The 16,947-nt window shown below is 56.6% G+C and carries 16 protein-coding genes and 1 tRNA gene; 13 read left to right on the top strand and 4 right to left on the bottom strand.

Annotation, left to right across the window (positions count from 1 at the left end):
• The gene (locus tag G518_RS0108200; RefSeq protein ID WP_028602117.1) at positions 1-288 is read right to left on the bottom strand and encodes a TonB-dependent receptor; all 288 of its coding nucleotides are present in this window, start codon (positions 286-288) and stop codon (positions 1-3) included.
• Between the two features lie 155 nt (positions 289-443).
• On the opposite strand from G518_RS0108200, the gene G518_RS0108195 reads away from it, so the two are divergent.
• A complete protein-coding gene (locus G518_RS0108195; protein ID WP_028602116.1) occupies positions 444-1,613 on the top strand; it encodes a tyrosine-type recombinase/integrase in 1,170 nt (389 codons plus the stop codon).
• Complete coding sequence (locus tag G518_RS0108190; protein ID WP_028602115.1) at positions 1,610-3,133, top strand: hypothetical protein; 1,524 nt, start codon at positions 1,610-1,612, stop codon at positions 3,131-3,133. The genes G518_RS0108195 and G518_RS0108190 overlap by 4 nt, the downstream gene beginning before the upstream one ends.
• Here the strand turns inward: G518_RS0108190 and G518_RS0108185 are convergent.
• Positions 3,126-3,515: a hypothetical protein gene (locus tag G518_RS0108185; RefSeq protein WP_028602114.1), complete on the bottom strand. Its 390-nt coding sequence runs from the start codon at positions 3,513-3,515 to the stop codon at positions 3,126-3,128. The two genes, G518_RS0108190 and G518_RS0108185, sit on opposite strands and share 8 nt — an antisense overlap.
• Before the next feature lie 91 nt (positions 3,516-3,606).
• Positions 3,607-3,682 (bottom strand) — tRNA-Thr (locus G518_RS0108180).
• 363 nt (positions 3,683-4,045) lie between these two features.
• Here G518_RS0108180 and G518_RS0108175 point away from each other — a divergent pair.
• Complete coding sequence (locus tag G518_RS0108175) at positions 4,046-4,762, top strand: cysteine peptidase family C39 domain-containing protein (RefSeq protein WP_028602113.1); 717 nt, start codon at positions 4,046-4,048, stop codon at positions 4,760-4,762.
• The gene (locus tag G518_RS0108170) at positions 4,752-5,570 is read left to right on the top strand and encodes a hypothetical protein (protein ID WP_028602112.1); all 819 of its coding nucleotides are present in this window, start codon (positions 4,752-4,754) and stop codon (positions 5,568-5,570) included. Before G518_RS0108175 ends, G518_RS0108170 begins: the two co-directional genes overlap by 11 nt.
• A gap of 17 nt (positions 5,571-5,587) precedes the next feature.
• Here G518_RS0108170 and G518_RS0108165 read toward each other — a convergent pair whose 3' ends face one another.
• On the bottom strand, positions 5,588-5,890 hold the full coding sequence (locus G518_RS0108165; RefSeq protein WP_028602111.1) for a helix-turn-helix domain-containing protein: 303 nt from the start codon (positions 5,888-5,890) through the stop codon (positions 5,588-5,590).
• Positions 5,891-6,010: 120 nt separating this feature from the next.
• Here G518_RS0108165 and G518_RS0108160 point away from each other — a divergent pair, with 120 nt between their 5' ends.
• From G518_RS0108160 to G518_RS0108120, 9 genes are all read left to right on the top strand, one after another.
• Positions 6,011-6,631: a hypothetical protein gene (locus G518_RS0108160; RefSeq protein ID WP_028602110.1), complete on the top strand. Its 621-nt coding sequence runs from the start codon at positions 6,011-6,013 to the stop codon at positions 6,629-6,631.
• 42 nt (positions 6,632-6,673) lie between these two features.
• Complete coding sequence (locus G518_RS0108155) at positions 6,674-7,453, top strand: alpha/beta hydrolase (RefSeq protein WP_245597923.1); 780 nt, start codon at positions 6,674-6,676, stop codon at positions 7,451-7,453.
• A 72-nt stretch (positions 7,454-7,525) separates the two neighbouring features.
• Positions 7,526-7,837: a hypothetical protein gene (locus G518_RS0108150; protein WP_028602108.1), complete on the top strand. Its 312-nt coding sequence runs from the start codon at positions 7,526-7,528 to the stop codon at positions 7,835-7,837.
• A gap of 70 nt (positions 7,838-7,907) precedes the next feature.
• Positions 7,908-8,210, top strand: a complete 303-nt coding sequence (locus G518_RS0108145) for a type II toxin-antitoxin system Phd/YefM family antitoxin (RefSeq protein ID WP_028602107.1) — start codon at positions 7,908-7,910, stop codon at positions 8,208-8,210.
• A gap of 4 nt (positions 8,211-8,214) precedes the next feature.
• On the top strand, positions 8,215-8,634 hold the full coding sequence (locus G518_RS0108140; RefSeq protein WP_028602106.1) for a hypothetical protein: 420 nt from the start codon (positions 8,215-8,217) through the stop codon (positions 8,632-8,634).
• 54 nt (positions 8,635-8,688) lie between these two features.
• Complete coding sequence (locus tag G518_RS0108135) at positions 8,689-11,922, top strand: helicase-related protein (protein ID WP_028602105.1); 3,234 nt, start codon at positions 8,689-8,691, stop codon at positions 11,920-11,922.
• Entirely contained in the window at positions 11,919-12,755 is an 837-nt protein-coding gene (locus G518_RS0108130) for a DUF4391 domain-containing protein (RefSeq protein ID WP_028602104.1), read from the top strand. The genes G518_RS0108135 and G518_RS0108130 overlap by 4 nt, the downstream gene beginning before the upstream one ends.
• Before the next feature lie 9 nt (positions 12,756-12,764).
• The gene (locus G518_RS0108125; protein WP_028602103.1) at positions 12,765-14,888 is read left to right on the top strand and encodes a GmrSD restriction endonuclease domain-containing protein; all 2,124 of its coding nucleotides are present in this window, start codon (positions 12,765-12,767) and stop codon (positions 14,886-14,888) included.
• 38 nt (positions 14,889-14,926) lie between these two features.
• A complete protein-coding gene (locus G518_RS0108120; RefSeq protein WP_211231687.1) occupies positions 14,927-16,870 on the top strand; it encodes a site-specific DNA-methyltransferase in 1,944 nt (647 codons plus the stop codon).
• Positions 16,871-16,947 lie beyond the last annotated feature (77 nt).

The raw sequence follows: 16,947 nt of genomic DNA, 5'->3' as shown, positions 1-16,947 counted from the left end.
CTAGAAATTGGTGGTCATGGACAGCAGTACCGTGCGTGGTGCACCTAGCCAGATGCGCCCGCGGTCATTCTGTTGCCAGTAGTTTTTGTTAGCTGCGTTCTGCACTGTCAAGCGCAGTACGCTGGGTTTTCCGGCCAGTGAGAAGGCGTAGCGTGCGCCGATGTCCAGCCGAGTCCAGGCTGGCAAGGTGCGCGCATTGGTGGCGTCATAGTATTGCTTGCCGATATGCACCACGCCACCTGTCAAGGTGAAACTAGGTATTTGCGGAACATCCCATTCGTAATGCATGTTGCTCTACCAATAAAAAGCTATATACGACAACGACTTAGCGTAACACAGACTAAGTTGTGGCACAAATTTGGCACACTTCGCCAAATCCACGGAGATAACGCACAGAGATGCGCTACTGCTTGCAGCCTCCTTGCGAACACAAGGAGGACGGCATGGCAGTGATTCGGGAACGTATATCTGCCTCTGGCGCTAAGTCGTACCACGTTCAAGTACGCATCCGCGGTTTTCCACCGCAAACCAAGACCTTTGTGAGCAAGACCATGGCCAAGCAGTGGGCCGCTATGGTCGAGACTGAGTTGAAGGCTGGTCGCTACCTCCCCCGTGTCATCGCTGAGCGACATACAGTTGCCGACCTGTTGGATCGCTATCGCAAAGAAGTTCTTCCCCAGAAAAAGGCGAAGTTCATCCGCGATCAAACGGTTCACTTAGATTGGTGGGAAACCAAGCTAGGCCGCTACAACCTGGCCGAGTTGAATTCCAACCTCATTGGTCAGGCCCGCAACGCACTCTCAACCGAGCCCTATGGCAAGCGCACGGTTAAGGTGCAAACCAAAGATGCCAAAGGCAAGGTCGTCACCCGGACCGAGGAAAAGGATCGCGTCCGCGCACCGGCTACTGTCGTGCGCTACATGGGCGCGTTATCCCACGCGCTGAACACCGCCGTCAACGAGTGGGGCTGGATGGAAAAATCCCCCATGGTCGGCGTCAAGAAGCCAAAAGTGGACAACGAGCGGCGCCGGTTTCTGTCCGACGACGAGATTCAGCGAGTCCTGGAGGTCGCCAAGGAAAGCGAAAACCGATTCCTTTACACCGTCGTGCTCCTCGCTCTATCCACAGGCATGAGGCAAAGCGAAATCATGACACTGCGATGGCGCAACGTATTGGTCGAAGACGGAGCGGACATGGGTTTGCTGGTCATGGAGAAGACTAAAAATGGTGACGCCCGCACCTCCCCGCTTGCGGAGGACGCCTTCACTGCCGTCCTGGCGCTGCGCGACAAGGCCATCAAGAACAACGCCGGTCGCGTGCCCGTCAGCCAACTGCTGTTTCCCAGTGACACCGTGGATAACAAGCCTGTCGAGATTCGCAAGGCATGGGAAACCTGCCGCAAACGAGCCGAATTGGACGATTTCCGGTTTCATGATCTGCGCCACACAGCTGGGAGCCTTTTGGCGATGTCTGGCGCCAGCACCCGTGAGATTGCCGAGGTCTTGGGTCACAAGACCATGGCGATGGCTAAACGCTATTCCCACCTGACGCAGAAGCACCTTGGCTCGGTAGTTGCCACAATGAACCAGCGACTTAAGGCAAAGGGGCCATGAGCGAATCGGTCGCAGGCATCACCTCCTTGGCTTTCGCCCCAGGTGCATACCCTTTCGCACTGACTGCCGATGATCCGGCACGAAACCTGTCGGGCGATCAATGGGCTTGGCGATTTCTGCGACTGAGCCCACCGTACCGACACGACTACGCCTTATGGACTGCACGACCGGTATGGCTGGAACAGCAGGCCAACAAGAGCTTGGCAACGTTGAAAGCGGAACTGCCCGCCGCTGACTGGAAAGCCATGCTGGAGGCCGACTCACGGTATTTCGCCTTTGATGGCAAGCCCCTCGGTTGTGCCATTGAGTGGCCAAGCATTCAGGCAGCAACCCTTAGTCAGATGTTGCCCACAGTGACAAGTCGAGAGGCTGGCATCGTCGTCCGCGAACTGGATGCCGCCAGACTCTACGGCGTCGGATGTTGGTTCAACCCAGACTTGCTCGAACTTCCGGCGCTCCCCAACTCGGAAAGCGTGCGTTCCTGGTTCTACGCCCTGATTGAGCCTCTTTGGGAAAGCCCAGAGCATTCGCTGCTGCCCAATCCAGACACTTGGGTCAAACTCAGCGAAGGCAACGTCAACGTCAACGTGGGCATGGAGCCGGACATCGGTGTGCGACTCCGCACGAATTCAATGACTCATTTCGAACAGCAATCCGTTCAAGCTGCTGATGGCACTGTTTTGAGCAGGATGGTGAAGGCTACAAAACCGGCGGCACGATCTGGGTTCAACTTTCAATCAGAGTTGGCTTTGCTGGTCTGCTTGGATGGCAATGTGACAGCACAGATAAAGGTTGCGGCATTGCTGTTGCGGTCAGCTCAGGCGGAACTGTTTCCAGCGACGCTCGCTGCACCGAACCTACCAGCCTATGAGCCCATCATCTTCACGGGCACGCATCCACGGGTCGAGAAATTCGGCAAACTCAACACCGATCTCCGCGAACTGACCGAATCCGCCCCGCACGGCAGGCGCAACTGGTGCCTAGCCTTGTTTGATGTCCGTTTTGACATTCAAGGACAACTGGAAAGTGCCGTTACTTCGCTGAAGGACAGGCAACTCACGCTATCCAAAGCCGGCCTGCTCGCAACAACTGTGCGTCATCGCGCAGGCACCAAGAACGAAAAGCTGTTCTGGCTGAAGGCTGCGCTCTGTTGCCTGGAAGCGCAACTGGCATTGACTGCCAGGCATCCAACCGAAACCTTCGGCCGGAAGAACCTTTCTGAGGCAATCCTGTCACCATCACATCCGTTGCATGCTGCGGTTCGAGGCGCAAGCCCTGCAAGCCGGGAGCCCACGCAAATCGAACTGGAAGCCGACACCATCCGCGATGCTGTTGAGACCGGCAAAGCCTTGGCGTTGGGGCAATATGCCTACCTCATCGGCGCAGCGGTTGATGACCTGTTGCCAACCGCCGAGGCTGCTCCAAAAGCCAAGTCACCGACCAGAACGCCATCCAAAGCAAGACGCTACGTGGACGGCAAAGAGGTACTGGCAGCACCAGCAAAACGCAGGCCTACCTAACCGGAATGAAGGCTCGCAGAGTCCCAGAGAAAGCCCATTGCTCAGTCGGCTCACGCCAAACACCCTCAACACGGCACTGGTCATATTCCACCTCGCCAGCTTCGTCTTCCTTGATATCGACAACCAGAAACTCGATGGTGCCTATCGGACAAGCAATCGAGGTCTTGTACTTTGGCTCAACGCTTTGAGCCAGGAACGTGCCGTTGCCGGTTTTTTGTGCAGAGCCAGAAACGTCGAATGGGCCGTTGTTTCCATCTGCACCGGAAAATTCAAACGAAACCTTGTCGGCGTGAACGATCAACCGGGTTGCCTCCAAGGTGAACTGGTCCGGCGTGACATGAAGTGCCCCTTGGAAAGGGCGAGGCAGTTTTGCGTAATCCATTTCTGATCCTCCAAACCGTTTATACAGCCTGAAGACAGGCGCAAAAAAAGCCGCTCGGGGCGGCTTTTGCTTTTGGTCTGCTGAGTCAAGGTGGTGCCGCTTGACGGAATCGAACTGTCGACCTCTTCATTACGAATGAATTGCTCTACCAACTGAGCTAAAGCGGCACTACCTGCCTGACGCGAGCCAAACAGAGCCTTGCATTCTAGCAAAAAACTTCCTGATCGGAAGCCCCGCACGGAGCGGCAACGGAAGAACTTTTCACGTTCCATCAGACGAAACGTCAGCATGTCAATCGACCCCGCAGATCAGCCGCGCCCTGAGCTGCGCTCTGGCGAAGTCAGCAGCTGCTTGATCTGTTCACGGCAAGGCGGTTAGCTTGAAAAAGCGATCAACCGTGCCACGTCGCCGCGTTGCTTCGCAAACCGCCGCAGCTTCGCTGCTCACCACAACCGCTTCCGTTCACGTCAGTGCCAGTCGCCGGTCGGGTCAACCGACAAGCGAGGCGGAGCTTTGCCAAGGAAATTCACATGCCAATCAAACACGTCACCCAAGCCAACCTCACCGACTGCGGGCTTGCCTGCGTCGCCATGATCGCGGGCAAATCGCTGGACACCGTGTTGCGTGTTGCCGTCAAAGAGTGCGGCTACCCGAAAGAAGGCCCACACACCACCACCGACGAAAACCTGTTCAAGCTGCTCGATCACTTCGGCATCAAGTACGGCAAGAAGCAAAAGGTGAAAACCGTCGAAGCATTGCCGCCGCTGGCCATCATGGAGACACGCAAAATGCCCTCTACGGGGAACTCGCACCTCGTTGTGTTTGAACGCACCGCTGACGGTGACGAACACGCACTTGACCCCGGCTGGTGGCTCAAAGTGCAAGTCCGCAGTGACTGGAACCGCATCAAACTCGACACGTTCATACCGATTCTGACTGGCAACGAATCGACAAGCAAAAAGGGATCAAAGACCACCAAGACACCTGTCACGGTGACCACCGCCGACGAAGCGCAAGTCAAAGTGACCGCAGCGGTGAAGCCAGCCAAGGCCAGCAAGCCGAAGAAGCCAGCGCCGAAAGTCGCAGCAAAGACAGTAAGACCGGCCAAGCAAAAAACACCGCTGGCAACCGACGACATGACCGCGCCAGACACATCCACTTCGCTTGCCGACGAATGGGGCAACGGTGGCACGCCGACCAGCACTAGCAATACAGCAGCCGACGAGGGGCAAGGCGATGCAGCTTGAAACACTGATCGGCTCACCGTTGACGGGCATTGAGGTCTGCGAGCCATGGGCGAAAGCCCTAACGACGCAGCCTGCGGTGCGCCAAGACCTGGCAGGAGCGTTCGTGCTGACCTTTGGCAGCGGCCACACGGCCACGTCGCTGATCTGCACATCACCGTTGCGCTACCTTCACAGCCCGAAGGGCACGGTCTTCGGCTTGGCGTCAGGCGATGCCGTTTCACTTGGCTACCGAATCACCCAGTGCGACGTGACCGATGCCTCCGCCTTGCGAAATGCTGTCTCCCCCACGCAGTGGGCACCGTGGATAAGGCTTGCCCACTCAGCCACGGCGCAGACACTCAACCACATCGACGTGACCGCCGAAATCTGGGCGGCTGGTTCGCCAAGCTGGGGGGTCGATATGACGTTTGCATCTGGTCAACGACTCAGGCTCAACTACCGCGCCGATATTGACGGATGCATCGAACTGGCCGAACCCGGCCACCACTTCCAGATTGACCGGATCACGGTCGATGGGCCTGAACAAGACTTTGGCTGGCTGCATCCGGCCGCGCCGTTGGATTTCATTCTGGACGATCAGGTATGGCGAAGCGCCAAGGTTGCCGATTGGCCGCATGCCTTACGCAAGGCGCTGCAAAGTCACCAAGTGCCGGAAGCGTTCTACTGTCAAACGATGCGCCGAGCATTGATGGCGAGGTTCCAGCAGCGGCCATTGCTCCGTCAGCGGTTGCTGGCACTGCGCTACCCCGTGCAAGTCAAAGACGTGCCGGAAGGCTTGATCGAGGAAATCGCACAAGCCCTTGCGTAGCGTTTTTGACTGAACGGCTACGAAGTACCGGTGCGCTTTACCTTGCGCATTGGCAGTTCATTAACAAGGTCCGTTGTGGGCAAGCCCAACGCACCCGCGATGCGCCAGATATTGAACAGGGTCAGATTGCGCTCGCCGCGCTCTACCGCGCCCACATAGTTGGCGTGCAAGTCAGCCCGCTCGGCCAGCATTTCCAGCGTCAGGTTATGCGATGTGCGCAATTCCCGCAGGCGTGCGCCAAACACAACCTGGAGCTGATCGCGTTCTTTTGCGAACCGAGCTTCTAAGGGTTGGGGTTTATTGATGACAACGCGAGACATCCCCCAAGTCTCGAATTTCACCATCTATAAGTACACAAACTATGTGTTTGTTTTCTGGCAAACTCGCCAACCAACAAAACAAACACATAGTGTGTCTTCATCCAAAGGAAGGAAATCTCAATGGCAACCAAAAAGCAAAAAGAAGCGCAGGCAGACACCAATCTCGCCTTCGCGCTGATTCCATTCATCCTGGCCGCTATCGCGTTCAGCCTGTACCACTACGCAAAACTCAAGGCCAAGTACCTGACCGGACCTCACACTCGCCGGGTCTTTGACATGGGGACGAACTGGGAAGCCATGCTGCGCAGCAGTGTTATGGCCTTTGCCTACGCTGCAATGGCATGGTTGCTCTACCAACGTGCGCCGTGGACCATGGTGCTCTCGGTGCCGCTGGGCTTGGTGGTGCTGAACTGGGTGGGCAAGGTTCAAGCGCAGGCGTTTCTAGGTGTGGTGGTGGACTACCAAAAAGGTTTGGTTTACTTTCCACCGAACTCCGAGAGTCTGGACATTTCCGACTATCTGACCGTCATGCCAGTGGTTCGCCAGTTCACCACCTTGGACAGCGTGCCGCTGGCGGATGTGCAACGCATCACCCGCCAAGCCGGAAAGAGAGTGTTTCTGCATGGCGACTTCGGGTCACGGCGCATCAGCTTCACCAACAAGCTCAAGCGGGATGAGTGCATCCACCTCATCACAGCCAACGGCAACAGTCGGGTCAAGGTCATGGCTGAACTGGAATAGTTGCACATGGTCAACGCATACAAGGCAATAACAAGTCAGACAATGTTCCGCAACTTGCTGCTTCGGCTGGTCTTGGTGGCCATGGGCTGCTTCCCCGGTTTGCTGTGGGCCGAAGGCGTGTTGTTCAAGGTGCCGACCCGCGAAGGGGTGAACACAACGCTGTTCTGGGAACCAGCCGACAACGCCAAGGCAACGGTTTTCCTGTTCCCCGGTGGTGGTGGCGGCTTTGGCAAGGTGGAGAACGGCAAAGCCACCAGCAACAACTTTCTGGTGCGCTCCGCGCCATACTTCACCGCCAACGGCTTCAACGTGGCCATCTTTGGCAGGCCCAGCGACTCGGAAGATCTGGATTACGCCGACCGCATCAGCGACACCCACATGACCGACGTGCGCAAGGTGCTCGACTTCGTGAAGACCAAGAGCCTCGCGCCGGTCTGGATTGTCGGCACCAGCCGAGGCACGATCTCTGCCACCTCGACTGCCATCCATGCACAGGCCGAGATTGCCGGGTTGGTACTGACCTCCAGCGTGGTCAACTTCAAAAAGCCTGGCGCGGTGCCCAAGCAGGACTTGCAGGCAATCAAAGTTCCGGTGCTGATGTTCCACCACAGCAAGGATGCCTGTATTCATTGCCGACCAGACGAGGTGCCTGCCGCCTTCAAGGGGTTTCGCAATGCGCCGGTCAAGAAGCTGATCTTTGTTGATGGCGGGGCGAACCCAACTGGTGACCCGTGCGCTGGGCAGCACTTCCATGGCTATATCGGCATGGAGCGGGAGGCCGTAGGCACCATTGCTGGCTGGATCGCTCATCCGACTAACTGACTTGGCAAGCGGGCTTTGGTACAGCGGGCAAGGCAATTTGATGGCTTACCGCAACTCATACCAGGAACAGCCATGAATGAACATCACTTGAACCAACTTCGCAACGCCCTGTCCGCCCTGCGAACAGACATCGCGGTTGCGATCCCTTGGCAAACACTGAACAGTTGGTTCGTCGCAGCCCCTCTCGACTTGCAGCACTACTCACAGATCAACCGTCATTGGGCGCAGGTCTGGAATCAAGCAGGCGAAAACTGCCCGGCGCCAGCCGTATACCTGTACCACGGGGTCGAAAAGCTCACGCTGGTGCGAGAAACCACGCCTGACGACCCGCCAGCCATTGCTTTGCACGACCTCGCCTCCGTCGTTTCCGAGATCGATGGTTGACAGCCCATCTCCCGACGGCAGTTATGATGTGCAAGACTTTGTACAAACCATCTGCCAACTGGAGGCCCCTATGGCGATCTCTGCCTGTGATGTGATTCCGTTTTCGCAAGCCAGGGCGAACCTGTCTGAATTGGCCGACCAAGTGAAAGCCGGTGCGGAAAAGGTCATCACCAAGAATGGCGAGAGCTACGTTGCCCTCATAGACGCGCAGCGGCTGGATTACTACCACCAATTGGAGCGTGAACGCATCCACCTACTCCTGATTGACTGCGCAAACAAGGGCCTGGATGACGTGCAGGCAGGTAAAGTAAAAGACGCAAAAGTCGCCTTGAATGCCATCAAACGCAGCCGCACTGATAAGTCAAGGACCTGACCCCGTGACCGCCAAGGCCGAATTGCACCCAGTGAAGGTCAGCGCCAGCTTCGAGGCGAGCCTTCAGGATGCCGAGCGATTTCTGATTGCCGCAGGACAGCCACAAGCCTTCGATACCCTGCTCGACGAGCTTTTGACGAAGATCGTCCCAAATCTGGGCCGGTTTCCACTCCTTGGCCGCGCCTTGTTAGACGAGAAAGCCGGTGCAGTTGAATCTCTGACTGCCCAAGAAGCTTTGAAACGGCGTGCGGGCCACCTTCAGCCCCGGCAGTATGTTTCGCCCTCATTTTTGCTCATCTACGCTGCGGCGAAGGATGCCGTATATCTGTTGAACTTACGGTATTACGGGCAGTTGTCGTTCGACCTGGAATCCATGTGGCTGGCAGGTTCGCACAGTTTCCCTAATACGGTCGCTGGCGAATAATCCGGCGCAGATAATGATGAGAAAAACAGAATGTCATAAGGAGGGGATCGGTACATGAAGTTCGTCAGCAATGCGGGCACAGATCGTGTCGTGGACTTGGTGCGTCCGTGGTTGAAACCCAACCACCAACTGGACGTTGTTTCACCGTCCTTCTCTTTGTTCGCATTTGCCGAAGTCTTGGCGGACGTACCTCGTCTCGCCAATGCACGCTTGGTTGTGCCACCCAAACGGCATCAGGATGGCTCCATCAGCGTCCACGAGCAGTTGGGCTTGCTGGGCACCAAGGCTGACCGCGCCGCACGCAACAAGCTGCAAGCACCTTGGCTGGCTCGCAAGTTCTCAACGTGGCTTGATGCCAAGGCACAGGTCCGCCACGCCTCGGGCTCCATTCCGCAGGGCACTATGGTCTTGCGTGATGACCAAGGCATAGCGCAACAGGCGGTTCTGGGTTCATTTGCTTTCAGCACCGAGGGCTTAGGCATCACCCCCGGCAACCCGCTAAGCCTAATTCAAACGTCTGAGAACCCAGCAGAAGCCCACATGCTGAGCCAGTGGTTCGACATGCAGTGGGGTGGACTCAAAGACCAGCCCGAAGCCAAGGCGGCGCTAATCGCATCAGTCAAAGAACTGAGTACGCACCGAGACGCAACCAGCGTCTACACATTGATGCTTCAACACTTGTTCGCCTCCAACGGCGAAGGCATGGACGAAGAACGTATCGTCAAGTCTGCCACCGGCATTCGCAACACCGTGGTCTGGAAAAAGCTCTACAAGTTCCAGCGTGACGGCGTGGTGGGGGCTATCGACAAGCTGGAACGCTTTGGCGGCTGCATCATTGCAGACAGCGTGGGCCTCGGTAAGACATTTGAGGCCTTGGCCATCATCAAGTACAGCGAGCTGCGCAACGACCGCGTGCTGGTGCTGTGCCCCAAACGATTGCGCGACAACTGGACGCTCTACAAGGCCAACGACAAGCGTAACGTCCTGGCGTCTGACCGCTTCAACTACGACGTTCTGAACCACACCGACTTGTCGCGAGACGGCGGCTTGTCTGGTGACATTGACCTGTCCCACGTGAACTGGGGCAACTACGACCTGGTGGTCATTGACGAGTCGCACAACTTCCGCAACAAGAAGTCCCCGCGCCAAGGCAACGAAACGCGCTACGACCGCCTGATGCGCAAGATCATCCGCGAAGGCGTTAAGACCCGCGTGCTGATGCTCTCCGCTACCCCGGTCAACAACCGGCTGGCAGACCTCAAAAACCAGATTGCATTCGTCACGGAAGGCGACGACACCGCATTGTTTGACCATGGCATTGCCAGCATCGACAGCACCACACGCCGCGCACAAAAGGCGTTCAACCGCTGGCTGGAACTGCCCAACGAAGAAAAGACCCCCGCGCTGCTGGTCGAAATGCTTGGCTTCGACTACTTCGCCTTGCTCGACCATCTGACCATTGCCCGCTCACGCAGACACATCGAGAAGTACTACGGCACCGCCGAAACCGGCCGCTTCCCTGATCGCCTGCCACCGATCAACATCAAAGCGGACGTAGACCGTGCGGGAGAATTCAGATCTATCCGCGACATCAACCTTGAGATTCGCCGCCTCAACCTCGCTGCGTATGCGCCGCTGCGCTACGTGCTGCCGCACAAGCAAGAGGCCTACGACCAGAAGTACAGCACGCAGATTCGCGGTGGCGAAAGCTTCTTCCGGCAAGTGGACCGCGAAGAAAGCTTGATCCACCTGCTGCGGGTCAACGTGCTCAAGCGCATGGAAAGCGCCGTGTCGTCCTTTGCCCTCACGGTGCACCGCCAGCTTGAAGACGTGGAAGCCACCTTGGCCCAAATCGACTCGCACCCGGCAGAGATTGAGGAACTCGACATTGCCGATGTGGACATCGACGACCCCGCCTTTGAATCCCTGCTGGTGGGCCGCAAAGTCAAGGTGCTGCTGGGCGATGTGGACTTGGTGCGGTGGAAGCAAGACCTCACCGAAGACCGCAACCGCCTCGCCACGCTGTACGCTGCGGCAGAACAAGTCAGCGCCGCACGCGATGACAAGTTGCTCCGCTTGCGCGATCTCATCGCCGCCAAATGCAAGAACCCAATCAACGCGGGCAACCGCAAGGTCATCATCTTCACGGCGTTTGCCGACACAGCCAATTATCTCTATGGGCAGTTGGCTGGCTGGGCCAAGTCCGAGCTGGGCGTCGAAAGTGCCTTGGTCACAGGTTCAGGCCGCAACCAATCCACTTTGCCATTGCGCCGCGACCTGAGCAGCATCCTGACCGCGTTCTCGCCACGCTCGAAAGAGCGCCCCGAAGACCTCGCCACCGAGGGTCAGCTGGACCTGTTGATCGCCACCGATTGCATCAGCGAAGGCCAGAACCTTCAAGACTGCGACTGGCTGGTGAACTACGACATTCACTGGAATCCGGTTCGCATCATCCAGCGGTTCGGGCGGATTGACCGCATTGGCTCGCGCAACACCTGCATTCAACTGGTGAACTTCTGGCCCAACATGGAGTTAGAGGAATACATCAACCTTGAGCAACGTGTCAGTGGCCGCATGGTGCTGTTGGACATCTCCGCCACTGGCGAAGAGAACATCATCGAGCAGCAGTCCGGAAACCAGATGAACGATCTGGAATACCGCCGCAACCAGTTGCTAAAAATGCAAGACAGCGTCATTGATCTGGAAGACTTGTCCAGCGGCGTTGCCATCACCGATTTGACGCTGACCGATTTCCGCATCGACCTGGCCGAGTTCAACAAGCTGCACCCCGGCAAGCTCGACGGCCTGCCGCTGGGCGCGTTTGCCGTCGCCACCAGCAATGACCTGGACATCCCGCCCGGCGTGATCTTCTGCCTGCGTGCCGAAGACACTGCCGCCGAGAAAGCCATCGACCCCAGCTACCCTTTAGCACCGCATTACCTTGTGCACGCCAGCGAAGACGGTGCTGTGCTGTTGCCCTACACCCAAGCCAAGACCACACTCGACCGACTCAAACGCATGGCCTTGGGCCGCGACTTCCCGGATGCAACGGCATGCGCCCGTTTTGACCGCGCCACCAAGCATGGCGAAGACATGCGCCACGCCCAAAAGCTGTTGGCAGCCAGTGTGGCATCCATCGTTGGCAAGTCTGAAGAACGCGCAGTAGCCAGCCTGTTTTCACCGGGCGGCACGCACGCCATGAAGGGTGAGTTCGCTGGCTCCAACGATTTTGAGGTGTTGGCCTACATGGTGATCCTGCCGAGTGCAGGCGAGGAACAAGCTGCATGAGCGTGGTTGATCTGTCCTCAGAACTGCTTATTTCAGCTCTGTGCTTGCCTGCTGAGGCCACAGTTGGCCAACGCGTGCCCAAGAAGATGCTGACCGAGAACCTGACCTCTCGCGGCACGGCCACCAGCGCCGACCGCAAGCTGTTGCATGAGCAGATCGACGAGGTCACTTGGGTTGCGGCCCTCAAGCCCACCAATGCGGGTATCCCGGTGTACCAAGACGAGGTGCGCAGCTACCTTGAACTGGCCGTGCTGAGTGTGCGCCTGCGAGAAGGCAGCCAGCTCGCCCCGATTCCTGCCAAAGTTTCACCGAGCGTGGCGAGGCTTGCCGAGCTGGTGCACCGAGCCATTCCTTACCCGGTGCTTCTGGTCTTGGATGACAACGCACGACTGTACCTCTCGCTGGTGCACATCCGTTGGGCTCAGAAAGAAGCCGACAAAGCCGTGCTCGACGGCGATTTGATTCAAGGTGTCTTTGTGCACAACGGGTCTCCCGCCGCATCGGTGATGGACGCAGACACTGTGAACGCGTTCATCAACGCCATGGACCTGAGCAAGCAGCCGCGCACTGACCTGCTGACGCTCTACCAGGGCTGGATGGACACGCTGTCCGCATGGCAAGCCGCCGCCGTCACTGGTCGCTTTGAGTGCGTCAGCCCACAGCAGGCCACGGCACGCCGTGCTGCCTTGCGCCGCTGCCATGAGCTGGATGCGCAAATCAGCAGCCTGCGTGCGGCCGCCAGCAAAGAAAAACAGATGGCCCGCCAAGTGGCGGCCAATCTCGAAATAAAGGCACTGATGGCAGAACGCCAGCAGGCCGCAAACAGTCTTTAAGGGATCACAGTGAAAGCAACAGAAGCGAACCTACTCAAGTTCCTCCGGAAGTCTCCGCAGTTTGTCATTCCCATATACCAGCGCAACTATTCGTGGACTGCGGAGCAGTGCCGTCAACTCTGGTCAGACTTGATGCGTGCTGGACGCGAGGAGAAGGTTCAAGCCCACTTCATCGGCTCCATTGTTTATGTAGAGCGTGGCCTGTCTTCCGTCACCAGCCAAGAAGCCTTGTTGGTCATTGACGGACAGCAACGCCTGACCACCAGCACCTTGCTCATTGCAGCTCTGGCCAAACACTTCGAGACGCAAGGACTGGGCGAACTGCTGGAGGCCTTCTCGAACAAGAAGTTGCGCAACTACTACCTTTTGAACCCAGACGAAGAAGGTGAACGGCACTTCAAGCTGATCCTGTCCGAAACCGACAAAGAAACGCTGTTGGCAATCCTTCAAAACACGCCCATGCCCGCTGAGGCCAGTAGCCGCATCACCGAAAACTATGCCTTGTTCCAAGAGCTGATCGCCGCCAACCAAGGCGAGCTGGAAGCTATGTGCCAAGGCCTTGCCAAGTTGGTGATCGTGGATGTGTCGCTCGACCGCGCCCAAGACAACCCGCAGCTGATCTTTGAAAGCATGAACTCCACCGGGCTGGAACTCAGCCAGGCGGACCTCATCCGCAACTTCATTTTGATGGGCTTGGAGCCTAAGCTACAGACCGAGCTGTACAAGACCTACTGGCGCCCCATGGAGAGGGCGTTTGGCCAAGCGGCTTACGTGGTGCACTTCGACGCCTTCATGCGCCATTACCTGACGGCCAAGACGGGTGAGATTCCGAATGTGCGTGAGGTCTATGTCGCGTTCAAGACCTTTGCACGTGGGCTCAAAGGCGACACGCGCGACCTGGTGGCCGACATTCACGCCTACGCGTCCTACTACTGTGCCATGGCCTTGGGCACTGAAACAGATGCCTCGCTCAAGCAAGCCTTCCATGACTTACGTGAGCTGAAGGTGGATGTGGCCTATCCCTTCTTGCTCGACGTTTACCACGACTACAAGCAAGGCCGCCTAACCAGCGAAGAGGTGCTGCGCATCGTGCGATTGGTGGAGAGCTACGTGTTCCGCCGCGCCATCTGCGCCATTCCTACCAACTCGCTGAACAAGACCTTTGCGGGGATGAGCCGCACCCTCAAGAAGGACAGATACCTTGAAAGCGTGCAAGCGGCTTTCCTTCTGCTGCCCTCGTACCGCCGTTTTCCCAGTGATGACGAATTTCAGCGCGATGTGAAGGTGCGCGACCTCTACAACTTCCGCAGCCGCAGCTATTGGCTGCGCCGCCTTGAAAACCATGGCCGCAAAGAGCGAGTTATGGTTGAGGACTACACCATTGAGCACATCCTTCCCCAAAACGAAGCCTTGTCCAAGGAATGGCAAGCCGAGCTGGGCTCCGACTGGCAACGCATCCAGCAAGACTGGTTGCACACATTGGGCAACCTCACGCTGACCGGCTACAACAGCGAATATAGCGACCACCCCTTTGCCTACAAACGAGACCAAGTCACCGACAAGGAGGGCAACCCCGTCGGCTTCGCCCACAGCCCGCTCAAGCTAAACATTGGGCTTGGCAAAGTCAGCCAATGGAATGAGGCGTCCATCAAAGATCGCGCCGACCGACTGGCCGCAGACGCGGCCAAAGTTTGGAGAGCCCCGGACCTGGCCGACGATATGTTGGACGCCTACCGCCCCGCTGCCGCCAAACCCGGCCAGCAATACAGCGTGGCAGACCACGCGCACTTGGTCACAGGCCCCATGCGCGACCTGTTTGAGACACTGCGCAAATCGGTTATGGCACTTGACCCATGTGTCAGCGAAGAATTCTTGAAGCTCTATGTGGCCTACAAGGCTGAGACCAACTTCGTGGATGTGGTGCCGCAGGCCAAGCGCCTGCTTCTGGTGCTCAACCTGGGCATCGACGACATTGAAGATCCCAAGGGCTTGTGCCGCGACATTTCCAACATTGGACGCTGGGGCAATGGCGACGTGGAGATTGGCCTGAGCAGCGTCGATGAATTGCCCTATGTGATGGGCCTGATTCGTCAGTCGTTCGACCGCCAGATGGGCGGCCCCCAAGACGCCTGAGCCAGCATTGAATCAAAGAATATCGAAAGTACCCAAAGATGAGCATCCAAAAAATCGAAGCGCAGTCGCCAGAAGCACGAAGCACCGATCTGATTGCCGACAACATAGCCAAGCTAAAGGCAATGTTCCCTGAGTTGGTGACCGAGACTGCCCAAGGCGGAAAGACCACGGCAACCCTAAACGTCGAAGTCTTGAAGAACCTGATCGGTGATGCCACCGCAGCGGACTCCGAAGAAAAGTACGGACTCAACTGGCATGGCAAGCGCCGTGCACGTCAGATTGCGTTGACGCCCAGCACCGGCACCTTGCGCCCTTGCCCGGATGAAAGCGTGGACTGGGATAGCACCCAAAATCTGATGATCGAGGGCGACAACCTTGAAGTGCTGAAGCTGCTGCAAAAGAGCTATGCGGGCAAAATCAAACTGATCTACATCGACCCGCCGTACAACACTGGTAAGGATTTCGTATACCCCGACAACTTCCAGGACAACATTAAGAACTACCTTGAGTTGACAGGCCAATCAACTGATGGCTCGAAGATTACTAGCAATGCCGAAACCAGTGGTCGATTTCATACCGACTGGTTAAACATGATTTATCCACGGCTGCGATTGGCAAGAAGCCTTCTGGCTGAAGATGGCGCTTTGTTTTTAACATTGGACGACACTGAAGTGGCGAACATGCGCAAGGTCGCTGATGAAATTTTCGGAGAGGAAAATTTCGTTGCCAACGTTGTGTGGCAGAAAAAATATGCGGTTGCAAACGACGATCCAGGCATTGGTGTTATGCACGATCATGTTCTTGTATATCGGAAATCAGAATCTTTTGTCCGAGGATTACTTCCTAGAACGGAACAGCAAAATGCACGCTATACAAATCCAGATAATGACCCTCGTGGGGAGTGGGCATCCGACAATTACGTTAGCAACAAATCCAAAGATGAACGACCGACTCTCTGGTATTCAGTGCGTCATCCCCGAACCGGAGATGACGTCTGGCCGGAAGAGCATGCAGTCTGGCGTTACTCCAAGGAAAAACATATTGAGATTGAAAGGGAGGGTCGTCTTTACTGGGGACCAGATCAGTCCTATAAAAAGCCTCGACTGAAGCGATACCTCAACGAGGTACAGCAAGGAATTGTTCCACCAACTTGGTGGACGTTTGAAGAATGTGGTCACAACGATGAGGCTCAAAAGGAGACCTCAACACTTATCGGGCAAAAAGTGTTTTCAACACCAAAGCCGATTCGCTTGATACAGCGAATGTTGACAATCGCGGCACCGCCAGATTCAATCGTTCTCGACTTCTTTGCAGGATCAGGTTCAACTGCACATGCAGTTTTGAAGGCCAATTCTGAAGACAATGGGAATCGCCGGTTCATCATGGTTCAGCTGCCAGAGCCACTTTCTGTTGATAACAACGATCAGCGTAGTGCCGCACTGTTTTGTGAACAAAATGGGAAGCCTAAGAATATTGCAGAGCTGACAAAAGAACGATTGCGGCGTGCCGGTCAGAAAGTGAAATCAGAAAATCCAATGTTTGCTGGAGATATTGGATTTCGCTCGTTCAAGCTGGACACATCCAACATTCGCGCCTGGAATCCAAACTCGTCGGATATTGCAGGTTCTTTACTTGCCAACTTGGAACACATCGAAAGCGGTCGGTCTGAAAACGATGTGCTTTACGAGGTACTCATCAAGTTGGGGCTCGATCTTTGCACCGATGCTGATTTGCGAGAGATTGCAGGTAAGCCCGTTCACAGCATAGGCGGTGGCACGCTCATGGCTTGCCTACACGAGCATATTTCGGTAGCCGACGCGGAACCTTTGGCATTGGGTATTGCGGCATGGCGCGATGAGCAAGCTACCGCCGGAGCTACCACCGCCGTATTCCGCGACAGTGCATTTGAGAATGACGTGGCCAAGAGCAATCTGGCTGCCATCCTCGAACAGCATGGTGTCAAGCAGGTGCGGAGTTTGTGATGCCAGTGTTCACCGTTCACCCGACAACTATTTCCAAAATGGAAACGGTTCAACCCGAGTGCGACCGACAGATTACG

Origin of the sequence: Ottowia thiooxydans DSM 14619 (assembly GCF_000422885.1) — a bacterium.
GTDB classification, from domain to species: Bacteria; Pseudomonadota; Gammaproteobacteria; order Burkholderiales; family Burkholderiaceae_C; genus Ottowia; species Ottowia thiooxydans.
This window is presented reverse-complemented; position numbering and strand designations above follow the sequence as displayed.

Excerpts from the sequence above, each read along its gene's own strand:
- G518_RS0108200 (WP_028602117.1), bottom strand. The coding sequence starts at position 288 with ATGCATTACGAATGGGATGTTCCGCAAATACCTAGTTTCACCTTGACA.
- G518_RS0108195 (WP_028602116.1), top strand. The coding sequence starts at position 444 with ATGGCAGTGATTCGGGAACGTATATCTGCCTCTGGCGCTAAGTCGTAC.
- G518_RS0108190 (WP_028602115.1), top strand. The coding sequence starts at position 1,610 with ATGAGCGAATCGGTCGCAGGCATCACCTCCTTGGCTTTCGCCCCAGGT.
- G518_RS0108185 (WP_028602114.1), bottom strand. The coding sequence starts at position 3,515 with ATGGATTACGCAAAACTGCCTCGCCCTTTCCAAGGGGCACTTCATGTC.
- G518_RS0108175 (WP_028602113.1), top strand. The coding sequence starts at position 4,046 with ATGCCAATCAAACACGTCACCCAAGCCAACCTCACCGACTGCGGGCTT.
- G518_RS0108170 (WP_028602112.1), top strand. The coding sequence starts at position 4,752 with ATGCAGCTTGAAACACTGATCGGCTCACCGTTGACGGGCATTGAGGTC.
- G518_RS0108165 (WP_028602111.1), bottom strand. The coding sequence starts at position 5,890 with ATGTCTCGCGTTGTCATCAATAAACCCCAACCCTTAGAAGCTCGGTTC.
- G518_RS0108160 (WP_028602110.1), top strand. The coding sequence starts at position 6,011 with ATGGCAACCAAAAAGCAAAAAGAAGCGCAGGCAGACACCAATCTCGCC.
- G518_RS0108155 (WP_245597923.1), top strand. The coding sequence starts at position 6,674 with ATGTTCCGCAACTTGCTGCTTCGGCTGGTCTTGGTGGCCATGGGCTGC.
- G518_RS0108150 (WP_028602108.1), top strand. The coding sequence starts at position 7,526 with ATGAATGAACATCACTTGAACCAACTTCGCAACGCCCTGTCCGCCCTG.
- G518_RS0108145 (WP_028602107.1), top strand. The coding sequence starts at position 7,908 with ATGGCGATCTCTGCCTGTGATGTGATTCCGTTTTCGCAAGCCAGGGCG.
- G518_RS0108135 (WP_028602105.1), top strand. The coding sequence starts at position 8,689 with ATGAAGTTCGTCAGCAATGCGGGCACAGATCGTGTCGTGGACTTGGTG.
- G518_RS0108130 (WP_028602104.1), top strand. The coding sequence starts at position 11,919 with ATGAGCGTGGTTGATCTGTCCTCAGAACTGCTTATTTCAGCTCTGTGC.
- G518_RS0108120 (WP_211231687.1), top strand. The coding sequence starts at position 14,927 with ATGAGCATCCAAAAAATCGAAGCGCAGTCGCCAGAAGCACGAAGCACC.